Genomic DNA, 16,634 nt, shown 5'->3' with positions numbered 1-16,634 from the left:
TCAATCAATTGATAAAATATGCGATACTTTTAGGAATCTGGCTGTTTCCAAACGTAGCAGATTGAGCGCATTCGATGCGAAGTTTACTATATTCCTTTTCCGGTCACCGTAAAACATCAGTTTTCGTGCAATGGTCCTGTCCGGCGAAGCTATTCCAATCCAGACTGTACCTACGGGTTTTTCATCAGTGCCTCCGCCTGGGCCGGCAATTCCTGAAGTGGCCACGGAAAAATCGCTGCCGGTTATCCTTTTTATGCCTTCGGCCATTTCCCTGACACATTCTTCACTGACGGCCCCGAATCTGTCGATAGTTTCCTTCCTTACTCCGAGGACCCCGGTCTTTACGCTGTTGGCATACGAGGTGACGGAGCCTAAATAATAGTCCGAGCATCCGGCAATGGAAGTCATGAGTTCCGAAATCCGTCCTCCGGTACATGATTCGGCAGCGCTTACCGTCATCCCCGCTTCTTTCAGCATATTGCCAATGACACTTTCCAGAGTATCGTTTTCCCAGCCGTATGCCGCATCGCCGATTATCGGCTCAAGTTTGCCGAATTCCCTGCGAATCCTCCTTTCCTCTTCATCATGTCGGCCTCCGTAAATGGAAAGCCTGAGCCTCAGCCCTATGGCCTGGTCCGGAAGATATGCGAGTTTCATGTCTTCCGGCAGGGAAGACTCCCATCCGGATAACATGTCGGACATGATTGATTCCGGTATTCCGAAGGTTACCAGTGTCCTGTGGTATATGTCGCTCAGGGAAAAATGCCTTCTGATATCGTCCATTATGTCGGGAAGGGCTCCAACCGCTTCGTGCGGGACTCCTGGAAGGGAATACAGTACGTGATTGCCCGTAAAGCGCCCTCCGGAAAGCCGGTATACCGTTATCGGCGCCATACCGCGCCTGTTCAGGATGACTTCGCAGCTGTCGGGGACAAGGGCCTGGGCGAGATTGTCCGGAGTGTGTGCAATGCCTCTCCTGTCCAGCATGGATATGATGAGCCGCTCCTGTTCCCTGTCGGTACGCCATCGCGAGGCTCCGCTGATTTTTGCGAGCGCCTTTTTCGTCATGTCGTCCCTGGTAGGTCCGAGTCCTCCCGTAACAAGCACTATGTCATGCGATTCCAGCAATGTTTCCAGGCTCTGTACGATTTTCCCGCAATCATCCCCGACGGAAACCATGGTTTCCGTCTTCACGCCTATCTCGTTGAGTGATTTCGAGATTTCCCTCGAATTGGTATCCAGCACCTGGCCTATCAGGATTTCATCACCGATTGTGCAAATGGCCGCTTTAAGCATTTTTTTCCAGATAATTTAAGATATTGCGGACCGTGGATGGTCCGTTGTATATGAAACCTGTATAAATCTCTATCAGTGAAGCGCCGGCATCGAGCATTTCCTTGGCCTGCTGCGGTGTCATGATGCCTCCGCATCCTATAATCGGTATCAGGCCTTTGCTTTTCGTGTGGATATGCCTGACCATTTCCACCGATTTTCTGAAAAGAGGGGCGCCGCTAAGTCCTCCGTTGCCTATGGATTCCAGCTGTTCCCTGCCGGTTTTGAGGCCCTCCCTCGAAGTGGTGGTATTGGTAGCCACGATGCCGTCTATGCCGGACAGCAGGGAAAGGTCTATGATATCGTCAAGCTGCTCCTGCGATATGTCCGGGGAAAGTTTCAGCAGGATAGGCTTGTATTCGTCGTAATAGCGCCTCATATCGAGCACGCGGTCTATTATCCCTGCCAGATGGTCGACTCCCTGCAATTTGCCCAATCCCTGGACATTCGGGCATGAAATATTGAGCACGAACATATCGGCGAAATCGTATGCGAGGGCGAATACCTTTTCATAATCGGCATCAGCCTTCTCGATCGGGGTGGTATTGTTCTTGGTTATATTTACCGCGATTATCGTTTTCGGCTTCTTTTTCTTCAGATTGTCGATTACCTTCTTGACACCTACGTTATTGAGCCCCATGCGGTTTACAAGTGCCTTGTCTTCAACCAGCCTGAAAAGCCTCGGCTTAGGGTTCCCGTCCTGCGGAAGAGGGGATACCGAACCGATTTCGATGAAACCGAAACCGAAATTGGCCATGTCGTTGTAGTATTCTCCGTTCTTGTCGAACCCTCCGGCCAGTCCGACGGGATTCTTGAACCTTATCCCGAAAATTTCCTTTTCAAGTCTCGGCGTGCGCCTGCAATACAAGGCTCTCAGTATGGCACATCCGAACGGTATGTAGCGCAATACTTTAAGTGCCAGCATCACTATGCGGTGTGCCGTTTCCGGATTGAATGCAAAGAATAAAGGTCTTAACAGTCTGTACATTTTCTTACGGGTTTACCGCGCGAAGTTAGTAAAATAAATTTGCAGAATCTCTGCCGGAATATTATTTTCGCAAAATGTTTAATATAATTAATTTTTATTGTTATGAAAAAATACAGATGCTCGGTTTGTCACTGGGAATATGACCCTCAGGTGGGGGATCCGGATTCCGGAATAGCTCCAGGAACTGCTTTCGAAGATATACCTGCCGACTGGGTATGCCCGGTATGCGGAGTAGGAAAGGAAGATTTCGAGCCTATAGACTAAGAGGCTGTCCGGACTTTTTTCAAAAGTCTTTAAGCCATAGGGGCCGGCTCCGTGATTGGAGAACGGCTTCTTTTATTTTGTAAATTCTTCAAAGGTATTGTCATCATAATATACCGTCACACGTTTGATTTTACGCTGCACAGCCGCCTGTTTCTGCTGCTCTGTTTGATTCTCAGAAGGCAAAAATGACGGTAAATCATCGATAACTTCTTCTTGTACAGTACTTTCGTTGTTATAAAAAAGAGTAGGGGATTCAGCCGTTTTATCACGATAAGGCTTTCCCTGCCCCAAAATCAGCCAGTCGGGACTGATAGACGGGAATTTTTTAAGAATCCGGCTGATGATATCGTATCCCGGATTGTTCCTGCCGTTGAGTATATGCGAAATGCTGGCCCTGCCGACACCGATCCTGTCCGCAAACTGGGCTTGGGTCAGCCCTTCGAGCTCCAAAAGATATTGTAAACGCCTGTTCATAATTGTAAATTTACAAAGTACAAATGTAAGAATTATTTTAATAACATTTGTAACTACCGCGAGTGATAATATTGTATACAAAAATTCCGCGGGCATATCAGAGATACTGCATACATTAGGTAAAATCAATCAGATATAATACTTGGGTGGTTATATGTTTTATTACTCTATATTAATTATTTTAATTTATTGGTTTTGAGTGATTTAATACTAATAAATAACCCTTAGACCTCATAAATATCGAATAAGCGCAGTTCTTTCGTTCGATTTTATCTTATTTTATTCTTTATATAAAATTAATTAAATATCTGGGTATTAGATATTTATGATACATCAAAATGTGGATATAATCAAAAGATATGCCCTTCGATTGCGCTGTGTTTTGTTATTGATTTTTGTATCTAACTATGATAACAAAAGTAATTAAACAAGATTACATTTGTTGTGTATATTTGTATACAAATTAATAAAATCAAAGATTTCGCAAAAAACGTATTATTGTATAATTTTGCATCTAAAATCAAAATAAACGGAAAAAAACAGAGTGATACCGGAAATAAGAATAAGCGATTATGATTACAGGCTGCCCGATGAGAGGATAGCAAAATTTCCATTGGAGCGGCGGGACACTTCGAAACTCCTTGTATGCGGGAATGACGGCGAGATAAAAGAAGATGTTTTTCACAATCTTCCCGATTATCTTGAAGGGAACGAGATGATGGTCTTCAACGACACCAAGGTCGTGCCGGCAAGGCTTTTCTTCAGGAAATCGACCGGGGCGCATATAGAAATCTTTTGCCTCGAACCGTATTTTCCCAAGGATTACAATCTTTCTTTTGCTTCTACGGGAGAATGCGAGTGGAACTGTATCGTCGGGAATATAAAAAAATGGAAAAATGGCGAGGTTTTACAGCTTTCGGTCCCGGATGATGCCGGAGAATTGAATGCCATCGGACTGACAGCAGCATTGGTCTCCCGCGACGGAGCCGGTGCAGTAGTGCGGTTCAAATGGAGCGGAGGCCTTCCGTTTTCATCCGTGCTGGAGCATTGCGGAAAGATACCGATACCTCCGTATCTGAACAGGGAAAGCGAAGAAATCGATTACGTAAGATACCAGACTCTGTATGCCAGGCACCGGGGTTCAGTGGCCGCCCCTACTGCCGGCTTGCATTTTACCGATGAAGTTTTGGCTGGTATAAAGGCAAAAGGGGTGGAGATGGAGCGTATCTGCCTTCATGTGGGGGCCGGTACCTTCCTCCCTGTAAAGAGCGAGTCCATATCCGGGCACAAGATGCATAATGAGCCTTTCAGGGTATCCAGGGATACCTTGTGCCGGCTTCTGGAAAAGAAGGGCCGTGTCATAGCTGTGGGAACGACTTCAATAAGGACCCTTGAATCCCTATACTATTTGGGTGTAAAGGTGCTTGAAGGCAAGGAACCCGATTACGTGGAGCAGTGGGCGCCTTACACGAGGGAATACGGATATACCGCCGAAGAGGCTCTGGAAGCGCTGATAGGCCATATCGAAAAACTCGGAACAGACAGCATTACCGCTTCAACGGGAATAATCATCGTTCCCGGATTCAATTTCCGTATGACAGACAGGCTGATTACCAATTTCCACCAGCCGAGAAGCACCCTGTTGCTGCTCATATCGGCATTCGTAGGCGGAGATTGGCGCAGGATATACGATTATGCCCTCGGGAACGGATTCCGTTTCCTCAGTTACGGAGACAGTTCCCTGCTGTACAGGAGGTAGGGGCTGTCTCCATTAAGGGGAATAGGGACCAGCGGATAATTCCGGTTGGCAGAGCGGCATCCACGTGGACTTCGCTGGGAACAAGGATTTTTGATGTGTTTCCGGTGGGCTGCGAAACGACATCTCCGCCGAAAGAATGATAGGAAAAGGGATGGAAGTGGGATGGAAGCGGAATGAGGAGGAAAAATAGGATTTTGTCGTGTAATTTTCCACCCCACAGCCATTCGGCTTCTTTTGTAATGATTGATAATCAATAACTTACAAAAACGCAGGCTGGCTATGGGTACCTCAGAAAGTACCCAAGCGCAGATGTGGTTTTTGTAAACTGCTTATTATCAATCCTTTACAAGAACAATGGCTGGCTATGGGGTAGAAAAGTTGATTTTGTTCGGGTCACGGGCGAGAAATGAAGCCACGGAAGATTCCGACCGGAATTATCCGTGGGTCCGGGAATAGGGCTGTCTGGCGGATATGCGGTACAATACGAAAAAAGGCGGAAGGAAAATCCCTGCCGCCTTAATTATTTTCAGTCTGCTGGTTCTATTTAGAATGCGAGGACATAACGGTAATTCCACGATGAGGCCTTGAATTCATTGCCATGTGCACTGTTCCTGCCATTTTGGGCATCTATAGTATGTACAAGTTCTTGTACATAGAGATCTTCGGTACTTGACATTATGATACCTTCAATCTGATCGGCGCCGGAAATCTGGGAAAGGATGCCGTTGAGCAATTCTTTGTTATCTGTCAATGGGTCCCATATATCGTAGATATTTTCGTCATATACGCCGGTGACGAACAGGGAAACTTCTTTTACCGATGGCAGATACCATCCGCTCGTGCTTTCCGGTGCAGGTGTAGTCGCATTGAAATCCGATAGTCCGGAAACGGCCTCTACAGGCCAGCCTGCATTCTCGGAGGCATTGTTGAAGGCCATTATGGCTTTCGTGTTCTGGTATCCGAGCATGTAGTTGAGGTTGTCTTCCGGGTCATATCCAAATCCTCCGCCAATATTCTGGTATCCGCTCAGATTGTCCTGTACCCATTGGTTTACAAGTGCCCCGTACGCATCGTAGTTGCTTTGCCATGGACCGTTCTGATTTACGAGCGACATTACGAGCCCATTTGTGGCTTCAGGATGGTCCGCTTTCAATATAGGGTCGTTTTCTGCAGGATCCCCTATCCAGAAAACCACGCCTATGACGGTTTTGCCGGTATTGAGTTCGGTAGACCAGGTTCCGTCTGAATAATAGAAATCGCCTACGGCAGGAGGGTTCGTAGGCTCCGGATCTGGCTCATCGCCGCCATTGGAGGTGACCGTTATGTCGCAAGTCGCTTCATAACCGGAACAAGCGGCGGTAATAGTCGCATTTCCCTCAGCTACGGCTGTTACAAGACCGTCTTCGGATACGGTTGCCACTTCGTTATCGGATGATGTCCATTCGACGGTTTTGTCTGTTGCGTTTTCAGGTTGTACCGTTGCAATAAGCTGATAGGTTTCCCCGACATTGAGACTTGCTTCGGTGGGGTCGAGAGTTACCGATTCCACGGGAACATCCGGATTCGGGTCTGGTTCATCATCATTTGTAACGGTGACTTTGCATTCGTCCTTGATTTCGCCTGAGGATACGGTTATTGTAACAGAACCGGCTGCAATTCCGCTAACAAGGCCTTTGTCGTCCACAGTGGCTATTTCCGGATCGGAAGAAATCCATACCGGTGAGAAATCTTCTGCGTTTTCAGGGGTCGCGGTCACAGTCAGCTGTGCAGTTTCCCCAACGGCAATCCCCACGGAATCAGGGCTTACAGACAGACTTTGAAGCATAATCTTTTCGGGATCATCAGGCTTGCATGCGCTTACGGCAAACGCGATGGCGGTCAATAAAATAAAAAATCTTTTCATCTGGAATATTTTTTTTAATGTAATTTTAAGCCCAGTCAGTATTCTTTCTTTAAAGGAGAAATTGAATTGTTTTGACAAAATTATGAAAATTATGTGAATTTTATCCCGTACAGATACTTATGGAACATTTGTACATTATTTGTATAGCCACTATTAATAAATTGACATTCACATAAAACAATGATGCAGGCATATAATATAATCAGAGGAGACCGCAACCGGCCTCCCCTGTAATGGTTTTCAGAAACAAAAAGGTTTCTAAAACGCAAGTATGTACCTGTAGTTATAGGAAGAATTCTTAGGATTGCTCCAGAATGCGGCATCGGAGGCACCTATGCAGTATGCGCTCGTCGCGCTGTATTGTTCGACTTCGGAACTTGTCCACAAGTAACCGCTTATGGTCGGAGCACCTGAAATCTGGGCTATAATTCCGTTCAGCAGGTTGACGTTGTCTAAGATAGGTGTTGAATAGGATATCTCATAAATGTTTCCGTCATACACTCCTGAAATTATCAGGGATGCTTCTTTGGCGGACGGGAGGTACCAGCCGCTCGTGCCTTCCGGGGCAGGGCAGCTTTCATTGAAAGCGGCTATTCCTGCGACTATGTCTACCGGCCATTCTGCATTTTCAGGAGCATCGTTGAACGCCTTGATGGCCTTTGTATACTGGTATCCCAACATGAAGTTGAGCATTTCTCCATCAAGATATCCGTAAACTGCAAGCATGCTTTCATATCCGGAAAGGTTTGACTGCACCCATGTGTCGATTAGCTGGCCGTATTTGCTTGCTCCGCTCTGCCATTTTCCTTCCAGCTGTTCGATTGAGACTACCAGTCCGTGAGTACAGTCAGGATAGTCGCTTCCGAGTATGGTGTCGTCTCCGGCTGGGTTTCCGGTCCAGAATATTATTCCGATTACGGTTTTGGAAGTATTTAGCGAGGCTGACCAGGTCCCGTCTGAATAATAGAAATCGCCGACTTCGGGTTCTTTGAGCTCTTCTATGACCGTCACGGTGCAGACATCGCTGAGGCCATGGCAGGATGCCGTTATCTCTGCTGTTCCTGCTGCCATAGCAGTTACCGTGCCATCTGTTACGGTGGCAACGTTTTCGTTGGACGAACTCCACGTAACGGACTTGTCATCCGCATCTTCCGGCATGACAGTCGCAGTCAGTACGCATGTCTCACCTGCATTCAACGATATTTCATGTATATCGAGAGTCACCGATTCGGCAGGTATCCCCGTTACGGTTACATGGCACTCGGCCGATTTTCCTCCCGCTTCGGCCTTGATTGTGGCTTCGCCGACAGCTACTGCCGTTACGGTGTCATCCTGGTTGACTGTAGCGATTCCGGTATCGGAAGAAGACCACTCTATATTTTCATAATCGGCGTTTTCCGGTAATACAGATGCTTCGAGGGTGAAGGTGTCCCCGCGTGTAAGCTCGATGTCGGTTTCGTTCAATGTTACCGACTCGACAGGCACCGGTTCTGGGTCAGGGGTTGGCTCCTCGCCGGCTGGGGTTACCGTTACAGTACATTCGGCGGAAATGTCACCTCCGTCTGAAACGGTTATCGTGGCCTCTCCCTCAGAAACGGCCGTTACGAGGCCTTCATTGTCCACTGTCGCTATTTCGATATCCGATGATGACCATGACAGGACGGCCTCGGCATCCGCCGGGATTATCTCCGCCGTCAGCATTTGGGTTTCGCCCTCCTTCAGGGATATTTCCGTCTTGTCGAGTCTGATTTCCTGCAATTGAGGGACTTCGTTAGAAGTGGTACATCCGTGCAAGAACGATGCTATGCAGGCCGAGGCGAGCATAATGCCGGTTAATTTTAAGAATTTCATAAAGACTGTTTTTATTCCCCGGAGGCCAGGAGGAAAATTAATACCATATTGCAGAAAGGTGGGCCGCCATCCGCACCCCATGGATTCCCATGAAGTGAAGGGACACTTTCCTTTTTCAAAGCGTGAAGCCGTCAGAAACGGCCTCCCATTGCCTTACAGGCAATACACAAATATAGCCTTATTATTTAAAATAACCAAAAATATGATATATTTTACTATCTTTGTGGGAAATAAAACTGAAAACGTTATGTATTTATCTGATTTCGAGAGTATTATACCATATACTGACGAAGAGGCGAGGGAAGCTCTGGCAAAGATAGCCGACCATCCGATGGTGGAGGAAGTGTCCAAGTTCTGTTTCCCGGAAGAAGACCCCAAGGTGCTTTCGAACATACTGAAGACGGTAAAAGGAGTGGACGATTTCCAGATCAAGGTGATGTCGCGCATTATCAACTATATATTGGAAAGGACGGCCACGAGCCTTACATACGACGGAATAGAATATTTCAAGGAATATAAAAGGTATCTCATACTTTCCAATCATCGCGACATAATCCTCGATCCGGCTTTCCTCCAGCTCCTGTTTTTCAAGCATTCGCTGCCGTTTACGGAGATTGCAGTAGGCGACAATCTGATATCCAACAAGATAATAGAATCGCTGATTCGTTCCAACAGGATGATAAAGGTCGCCAGAGGAATATCGGCAAAGGAACTTTACTACTCTTCGCTGAAGCTTTCGAAATACATACGTCAGAACATTACCTGCAACCGCAGTTCCGTATGGCTCGCCCAGAGGCAGGGGCGTACAAAGGACGGGAACGACAGATTCGAGCAGGGGCTTCTGAAGATGCTCGACATGAGCGGTTCAGGGAATTTCGCTGAGGATTTCGACGAATTGAACATAATGCCGATGAGCATATCTTACGAATACGAGCCATGCGACATACTGAAAGCCCGCGAACTGTATATATCGAAGAGACAGAAATATGTTAAAGCTCCGAATGAAGACCTTAACAGTATCCTTACGGGTATCAAGCAGTTCAAGGGGCGCATACATATCTCGTTTTCGACACCGCTCGCTATCGAGGAGATTGCCGAATTCAACGACATACCCCGTGCGGAACGTTTCCCTCTCATGAGGCAGAGGCTCGGGGACAAAATCATCCGCGGATACAAGCTGTGGAAAACCAATTATATGGCTTACGACATACTGGCTTCCGAGGGTGCTATAGACGGTGTAAACAATGAGGCCCGCTTCATTTCTGAATATACGCCGGACCAGCTTATCGGTTTCAAGGCCTATGTCGATGCCCAGCTCGGAAAAGTCGAGCCGGAACTTGACCGTGCCGAATTGAGGGATATCTTCCTCAGGATATATGCCAACCCGGTAATAAACAAGGGACTCAACCAGCACAGGTATTCGTGCAGCGAGTTCAATTCCCTCATAGAGGAGAACAGCGAAATGCGCCAGTAGGGCCTGCTTTTTTGCCTACGCTTTCGGAAGATTGTTCCTGAACCATACGTCCATCTGCGGGAACGGGAAATTGATTCCGTGCTCGGGCAGTTTCTTGTAAAACAGGGCGTTGTAGTCGTAGTAAACGTCCCAGTAGTCAGAGGTTTTTACCCATACTTTCACTACCACGTCCACGCTGCTTGCATTCAGGGTTTCTATGCCGACAAAGGGTTTTGCCGGTTCCGAGAGTATCCTCGGGTCGCCGGAAAGTATCGACTGTACGGTTTCGGAAGCCTTTTCGAAATCGCTGCCGTACTCGATTCCTATAATCCAGTCCACTCTTCTGAAATCCTGCTTCGAGTAGTTGTTGATTGTCCCGTTCGACAGGATGCCGTTCGGTATCATAATCATCTTGTTGTCCGGAGTGGTGATTTTAGTATTGAAGATGTCGATGCTGTCCACGGTGCCTGCATAGCCCTGGGCCTCGATATAGTCTCCATTCTTGAATGGCTTGAAAGCGAGAATCATGACTCCTCCGGCAAGGTTCTGGAGCGTTCCGCTCATTGCGAATCCTATTGCGACACCTCCGGAAGCGAGGAGGGCGGCCACGGAGGTGGTGTTGATACCGAGAGTGCTGATTGTAATCACTATGAGGATTATCGTCATGGTAATGCTGATAACGCTCATAATGAAGGAGGCCAGGCTCTTTTCAGTCTTCCTCTTTTCGAAAATCTTCCTTACGATATGCTTGCATTTCTTGATTATCCATGCCCCTATGGCGTATATCGCCAGGGCGGCAAGTATTTTGAGTCCGAAGCTGACAAGCCCGTCAATGAGGTAGTCGAGCGTTTCCTGGGAAAAGAGCCTGGAGGTGTCCTCGGTTATCGCTGAAATGAATTCTTCCGGTTTCATCTGGGCCAGGGAGTCTATTTCGCTGGAAATCTTTGAGGAAAATTTTTCCAATGAGTCGGCGGCGGCAGTGTCGGCCGCGCTCGGGGTAAGTGTCTGGAGGATTCTCATGGTCTGAACAGATGCTCTACGGTGTTGATAATGTCGTTCTTGTCTTCTTTTTCCGGATGCAGGATGAGATCCGGCTTCTTATAAAATACTTCATGCGTTTTCTTGAAGAGTTTTTCCCCTCCTCCGGTTATATTGAGCATGATTGTTTCGTCTTTCGAGACTTTTCCCGCCGCTATGGCGTGCTCAAGGCCGGCTATCGCTATTGCGGCTGCCGGATGTATGTCTATTCCTTCAGCCTTTTCGAAAAGCTCCGAAATGCGGATTATGTCCTCGTTGGTACCGGTCTCCATATCCCCTCCGCTGTCTTTCAGGGCATCGAAAAGGCCTCCGCAAAGCGAGTAAGGGGGTTTTCTGTTGGAAAGCACCTTCGCCGTGATTTGCAATGCTTTCTGCCTTGCCTCCTCGGCTGTCGACGGGAAAAGTTCGCGGCTGCCGGCCTTCCATGCGTCATACATGGGCGTGAAAGGTATGTTCTGGGACGGGTAGAGGCGCATCTTGTGTGTCCCGTAACGTCCGTCCTCTATGAGCCTGAGATTGCATTCCCAGGCCGCTATGGTTCCTGTACCGCTTCCTATGGCCTGGAAATAGCAGTCCGGAATCCTGCCTATGAAAGTTGTGGCGGAGAGTACGGTTGTGCCCATTCCGTCCCGCCTTGCGACGTTTTTGGCACCTCCTTCGGGAAGGAAACGCGGGGAACCGCAGATAATGTCCCCGATAGCGATTGCGTCGTAATAGTCCGTCCCTTTCGGGGTCGCGACCACTTTCACGCAATCATTGAGAGGTTTCTCAAACCACAGGGCGTCTATGTTTTCTTCCGGTATGGCCACAAGGAGCGGAATGTTGTTCTCGGAACATACATTGGCGAAAGCCCTCGCAGTGTTTCCGGCCGAAGCCACTACAAGAATCCTGTCGTTGTCTTCCGCCAGCCTTGCGCATACGGAATATGCTTCGGTTTCCTTGAACGAGCAGGTCTTCATTCCGGCCCCCCTTTCCGGCCAGTACCCGGAGAAGGTTATATATAGGTTCTCCAAACCGAGGACCGATGCGAGTCCTGTGCTTTTGTAGGTTACAGGGGATGCTGAATCCGAAAGGGTCCTCTTTATGGGAAGCCAGTCCGCGAATTGGTAGAATCCGTCGAGATCTTTACGCAGGTTGAACTGCCGGTTCTCATATACAGTGCGGACAAGGGATGGTATGTTGCATTTCGAGGATGCCAGAACCCAACCCGAATCTTCGAATCTTTCACCTGTCGCCATACATTGCAACACGTATTTTGTCGGTTTGAATTTGACCATGGTTTATAAGTTTTAGTTAAAATAAACAACGTTAATTCTTTATCAATGTTTTATTTACAATTTCCGCTATGTCTTCTACTGGACGGTCGGCATACCGTCCGAAAGTGTTAAGGCACAGAGGGCAGGCCGTAACAATGCTGTCCGGATTGTCGGCCGTGAGGTTATGCAGCGAGTGTTCGGTTATCGCCTTCCGCCTTTCGAAGGACAGGGTGAGGCTTCCGAGCGACCCGCCGCAGCAGATGCTTTCCTTGCGTTCTTTCGCCGCTTTTTTGAGTGTTCCTACTGACGAAATCACTTTCCGCGGCTCTTCATATACTCCGCAGCCCCGGCCGAGTTCGCAAGGGTCATGATATACGAATGAGCGCGAAGGATTGAAAGCGGTCTTGATTTTTCCTCCGCTTATCAGTCTTTCAATCAATTGCGTATGGTGGATTATCTCTATTCCTTCAAGTTTGTATTCTTCTTTGAAAATCTTATAGCAAATCGGGCAGGAGAGCAGCAGTGTCTTCGCTCCCGACGATTTTATCAGCGCAGTGTTTTTTTCAACGAGCTTCATGGCTTCGTCCTGTCTGCCGGTAAGCATCATCGGCCTTCCGCAGCAGATACCCCCGTCCTTGTCCATGAAATCCCATTCCAGGCCCGAGGCATCGAGGATACCGGCCATGGCGCGGTGGATTTTGGGCGTCAGATGTGTCATACAGCCGGAAAAATACAGGATTTTCCCTTCGGAGCTTTCGGCGACGGTCTCGGGAAGCGAAGAAAAATCCGGTTTGAGAGGATAGTCAGCCAGGTTCCTCTGGGCCTGGCGGAGCAGGGTGGCATCGAGTCCGACCGGGCATATCGCCGTACATTTGCCGCACATCAGGCATTTTTCACTTATCTCTCTGATACGTTTTTCATTACCCCTCTTTATCTGACGTGTCAGATAAACTGTCGCATCCTTGATATTTATCTTTTCGGCCCCCATAGGGCAGGCATCGATGCAGAGCCCGCAGCTGGCGCAGGTATAGACATGGGTTTTCGCGACACCTTTGCGCGGGTGGGTTATTTTGAGCCCGGCATTCCGGAACAGAATCATCATGATTTCCGTCGGAATGTGCATGTACCTCGTGAAAGGCATTACGAAGAAAAATACTCCGAGGGCTATCGAATAGGCCCACCATGTCGGCATGATGTTGTTCGGGTCGCTCAGGAATGCGGGGAGTAACTTGTTTATCGATTCGGTAAGAAAACTTCCTCCGCTTATCCCGGCGGTGAATCCTTCGGCAAGCAGCCGCAGAGGGAAAATCGACCACAATGCGTACAGGCCGATATGGTCCATGAAGCTGAGTTTTGTCGTCCTTCTCATTCCAAGAGCCTTCGAGCGTATCCTTTTGAACATCGCGAGCGCTATTCCGCTCAGCACGATGAGCAGGAAGAAATCCATGAGGAAGAAGAAAAACGCCCCTTGCAGGGTTTCGTTCGTTTCCGCCACGAAGAAACGGAAAAATATAGGGTAGTACAGGAGCTTCGCGCGGTGCGGGGTGAAGAGGAAGACCTCTATGTGTCCTATGACTATCAGCATGAACCATCCGAAAGCGATGCTGGCGTGCATGTAGCCCAGGAGCGGATTCCTCTTGAAAATCTTCACATGCAGGAGGCAATCGCAGATAATGTCGCGGATGTTTTTGAGCAGTATTTTCGGATTGAGGAGGGAGAGGAAAAACTTTCTCCTGTCCCTGGCCGGCAGTTGCAGAATCAGCCTTATGAGGGCGACAAGCAGGTAGACGAGGATAAAAATCATCCCGGCCATGAATGGTATCACAAAATCGTTATACCCTGATATGAATCGTTCCCTCACTGCTCTATGTCTTTATATATTTTACTGATGCTTAATATGATATGCCTTGTATTCAAGCCTCTCGGGCAGACCATGGTGCATTTTCCGCAAAGCATGCAGTGCCTGAGCATTCCCACGGCTTCTTTTTCCATCCCTCTCTGTAGGTATAATATCACTTTGCGGAGCCCTATGTCGTAGAATCTCCCGGCGGTGCAGGTTGCCGTGCATGAGCCGCAGGAGATGCATTTCATGACATCCGGCTCCATGGACACAAGGGTGTCGAAAGCCGTGGTATCGACCCTGTCCATATTGATTGTCGAGCTGGGGGAGAGCTTGAATCCGAAGTCAGTCGCCATATTCCATGCCTTTAAAATAATTGTGTATGTCCAATGCCGCAGACCTCGCTTCCGACAGTGTTTCCGGCAATGTCTTCGGCCCTGTGCAGGTGCCGGCGTAGAAAATCCCCCTCTTTTTGGAGCGGTGTATATAGGCCACGTTGTCGTAGCTTTGCAGGAAACCGTCTGAATCGATGGCAAGCGAAAGCATGTTCGCTATCCTGTTGGCGTCGGGGTTCGCCGACATTCCGGCCATCAGTACGAGCAGGTCGAGAGTCACCTTCAAAGGTTTTCCCGTAAGGGTGTCTTCGGCCTTCACGATGACGTTGCCGTCTATGTCTTCGCTCGCTTCCGAGACCCTTCCGCGGATGAACCTGATTCCGAAATCTTTTTGCGCGGAAAGATAGATGTCCTCGTATTTCCGTCCGAAAAGCCTCAAATCCATGTAAAAACAGTATATCGTGCTGTCAGGGAATTTTTCCTTGAGCTCTATGGCCTGTTTCAGCGCCGTGATGCAGCATACTTTGGAGCACTGGCGGTTGCATGCCTTCTCGTCCCTTGAGCCCACGCAATGTACGAATCCGATTCTTTTAATGCCGGATTCGTCAATCCTGTCATCATGGCCTGTCCTAAAGTAGGACTCTAAATCGGCATTTGTAATTACTTTATTGTAAATACCATAGCCATATTCTTCCTTTTTCCTTGCATCGAATAGCCTGAAACCGGTGGATACCAGTACTGCCTGTGCTATTATGGAAATCCCGCTCGACAAGATTACATTGTAGCTGTCGTTGAGCCTGTTTATGGACACAATGTCGCTGTCGTAAAACACGTTGGCCCCGTTAAGCCTTTCCGACAGTTCGGCGAGGAGCCCGTCCGCCTTGCCTCTGTCCGGGAAAAGCCGGTCCCAGCGTGCGAGATGGCCTCCGAGGGCGGAAGTCTTCTCGATTATGATGGGGCTGTATCCCAATCCTATCAGTTGTGAAGCCGCCTCCATGCCGGCCGGTCCGCCTCCTATGATAACGATGTTTTTGTTCATAGCTTCATTATGTTATTGTCAGCAACACCTCAATGTCCCGGGAAGTTCGGGCCGTTTAAGGTCTTTCTCGTTAAGTCCCAGATATTTCCTTTTCGGATCGTATGGTATGCCGATTTTGTCGAGCAACGGTTCCACCGCAGTCTGGTGCAGCTGGAGCCCCAAATCCCACGGGTCGTACCCGAGGACGAGTCCGGCGACCTCCTCGTATGTAAATACAGGAATGCCGTAACCGTTTTCACCGTATGTCTTCCCTGTCATCTCCGAGATTACATACTGCCATCTGTCAAGGAAATACGGACAGCCAGGGCAATTGGTTATGATCATGTCCGGTCTGTACGGTTCCATCGATTCGAATTTCTTGTGGGTATTCGACAGGGAATAGCCCCTGTTGGCCCTTATGTGGTACTGTCTGAAACCGTATCCGCAGCAATGCCTCCTTTCCGGGTAGTCTATCACGCTTCCTCCCCAGGATTCTATCATTCCGACGAGTACGTATGGGTATTCGGCTCCTCCGACACCTTTTGAAGGGAACATTTTGGAATAGTGGCAGCCGATATGCTCGACCACTCTCAGAGGTTCTCCAGTCCGGCAATTGATGAGTTTGTATTTGGCCTTTGCGGCTATTTCGTTGCGGTATTTGAAAATAAGATCGCTCGTGTGGCAGAGGTATTTCGGCTTCTTGAACTCGCGGCGGCAGGATTTCCACAGCAGCTCGCGGATTTTTGCTTCAAGTTCCGGAAATTCATGCCATGTTTCGAGGACCTCGCAATAATTGCCGAAAGAAGTTATGCAGGAGGCGGCGTAGTTTTCATAACCGCTTTCCGTCATCAGTGCAAACTGGCGGGCCACTATCGTCATGGCTGTTTCCTGAGGCAGGGTATCGCAATGATAGGCTATCCCTCCGCATGTCGTGTGGTTGGGATTTTCGTAAAAATCCTTTTTCAACACGTTCTTGCAGATTTCGACCATCATCCTTTCCGAGGCCGGGAAAAAGTTCTGCCGTATGCAACTTCTGACATAATACCAATGATCGTCAGGAATTTCCTTATTGTAATCAGACCATATTTTCTGTTTTCCCTGGTATATCATTTTCTTTATCCTT

General features: G+C 48.4%; 14 protein-coding genes. 3 read left to right on the top strand and 11 right to left on the bottom strand.

Annotation, left to right across the window (positions count from 1 at the left end):
• Together B5F83_RS07235 and B5F83_RS07230 are read right to left on the bottom strand one after the other, a co-directional pair.
• Positions 1–1,296, bottom strand: coding sequence for a CinA family nicotinamide mononucleotide deamidase-related protein (locus B5F83_RS07235; protein WP_087278608.1), 1,296 nt, complete (start codon positions 1,294–1,296; stop codon positions 1–3).
• A complete protein-coding gene (locus tag B5F83_RS07230; protein ID WP_087278605.1) occupies positions 1,289–2,320 on the bottom strand; it encodes a quinone-dependent dihydroorotate dehydrogenase in 1,032 nt (343 codons plus the stop codon). Before B5F83_RS07230 ends, B5F83_RS07235 begins: the two co-directional genes overlap by 8 nt.
• A gap of 102 nt (positions 2,321–2,422) precedes the next feature.
• On the opposite strand from B5F83_RS07230, the gene rd reads away from it, so the two are divergent.
• Entirely contained in the window at positions 2,423–2,584 is a 162-nt protein-coding gene (rd, locus tag B5F83_RS07225) for a rubredoxin (RefSeq protein ID WP_087278602.1), read from the top strand.
• Between the two features lie 72 nt (positions 2,585–2,656).
• Here rd and B5F83_RS07220 read toward each other — a convergent pair whose 3' ends face one another.
• Positions 2,657–3,058 carry a helix-turn-helix transcriptional regulator gene (locus tag B5F83_RS07220; RefSeq protein WP_162607159.1) on the bottom strand — a complete coding sequence of 134 codons (402 nt, stop codon included), beginning with the start codon at positions 3,056–3,058 and terminating at the stop codon, positions 2,657–2,659.
• Between the two features lie 544 nt (positions 3,059–3,602).
• On the opposite strand from B5F83_RS07220, the gene B5F83_RS07215 reads away from it, so the two are divergent.
• A complete protein-coding gene (locus B5F83_RS07215) occupies positions 3,603–4,817 on the top strand; it encodes an S-adenosylmethionine:tRNA ribosyltransferase-isomerase (protein WP_087278596.1) in 1,215 nt (404 codons plus the stop codon).
• A gap of 544 nt (positions 4,818–5,361) precedes the next feature.
• Here B5F83_RS07215 and B5F83_RS07210 read toward each other — a convergent pair.
• Positions 5,362–6,720 carry an Ig-like domain-containing protein gene (locus B5F83_RS07210; protein WP_143822494.1) on the bottom strand — a complete coding sequence of 453 codons (1,359 nt, stop codon included), beginning with the start codon at positions 6,718–6,720 and terminating at the stop codon, positions 5,362–5,364.
• Between the two features lie 258 nt (positions 6,721–6,978).
• Positions 6,979–8,571: an Ig-like domain-containing protein gene (locus tag B5F83_RS07205; RefSeq protein ID WP_158094181.1), complete on the bottom strand. Its 1,593-nt coding sequence runs from the start codon at positions 8,569–8,571 to the stop codon at positions 6,979–6,981.
• A 247-nt stretch (positions 8,572–8,818) separates the two neighbouring features.
• Between B5F83_RS07205 and B5F83_RS07195 the strand changes: the two genes are divergently transcribed.
• Positions 8,819–10,045: a 1-acyl-sn-glycerol-3-phosphate acyltransferase gene (locus B5F83_RS07195; protein ID WP_158094180.1), complete on the top strand. Its 1,227-nt coding sequence runs from the start codon at positions 8,819–8,821 to the stop codon at positions 10,043–10,045.
• A gap of 15 nt (positions 10,046–10,060) precedes the next feature.
• Here the strand turns inward: B5F83_RS07195 and B5F83_RS07190 are convergent, their stop codons facing one another.
• From B5F83_RS07190 to B5F83_RS07165, 6 genes are read right to left on the bottom strand one after another with little or no spacing between them, the layout of a single operon-like run.
• Entirely contained in the window at positions 10,061–11,044 is a 984-nt protein-coding gene (locus tag B5F83_RS07190; protein ID WP_239383840.1) for a mechanosensitive ion channel domain-containing protein, read from the bottom strand.
• The gene (locus B5F83_RS07185) at positions 11,041–12,339 is read right to left on the bottom strand and encodes a cysteate synthase (protein ID WP_087278587.1); all 1,299 of its coding nucleotides are present in this window, start codon (positions 12,337–12,339) and stop codon (positions 11,041–11,043) included. Before B5F83_RS07185 ends, B5F83_RS07190 begins: the two co-directional genes overlap by 4 nt.
• A gap of 31 nt (positions 12,340–12,370) precedes the next feature.
• Positions 12,371–14,179 (bottom strand): (Fe-S)-binding protein, encoded by a 1,809-nt coding sequence (locus B5F83_RS07180; RefSeq protein ID WP_143822562.1) that lies wholly within the window; start codon positions 14,177–14,179, stop codon positions 12,371–12,373.
• On the bottom strand, positions 14,176–14,514 hold the full coding sequence (locus tag B5F83_RS07175) for a 4Fe-4S dicluster domain-containing protein (protein ID WP_087278580.1): 339 nt from the start codon (positions 14,512–14,514) through the stop codon (positions 14,176–14,178). The genes B5F83_RS07180 and B5F83_RS07175 overlap by 4 nt, the downstream gene beginning before the upstream one ends.
• Positions 14,504–15,532: an FAD-dependent oxidoreductase gene (locus B5F83_RS07170; protein ID WP_087278577.1), complete on the bottom strand. Its 1,029-nt coding sequence runs from the start codon at positions 15,530–15,532 to the stop codon at positions 14,504–14,506. The genes B5F83_RS07175 and B5F83_RS07170 overlap by 11 nt, the downstream gene beginning before the upstream one ends.
• Positions 15,533–15,550: 18 nt before the next feature.
• Positions 15,551–16,621: a heterodisulfide reductase-related iron-sulfur binding cluster gene (locus B5F83_RS07165; RefSeq protein ID WP_087278574.1), complete on the bottom strand. Its 1,071-nt coding sequence runs from the start codon at positions 16,619–16,621 to the stop codon at positions 15,551–15,553.
• Between the last annotated feature and the right edge of the window lie 13 nt (positions 16,622–16,634).

Source organism: Muribaculum sp. An289, assembly GCF_002159555.1.
Lineage (GTDB): Bacteria > Bacteroidota > Bacteroidia > Bacteroidales > UBA932 > Merdivivens > Merdivivens faecigallinarum.
The sequence above is the reverse complement of the archived record's forward strand: the minus strand, read 5'-3'. Positions and strand labels throughout refer to the sequence as shown.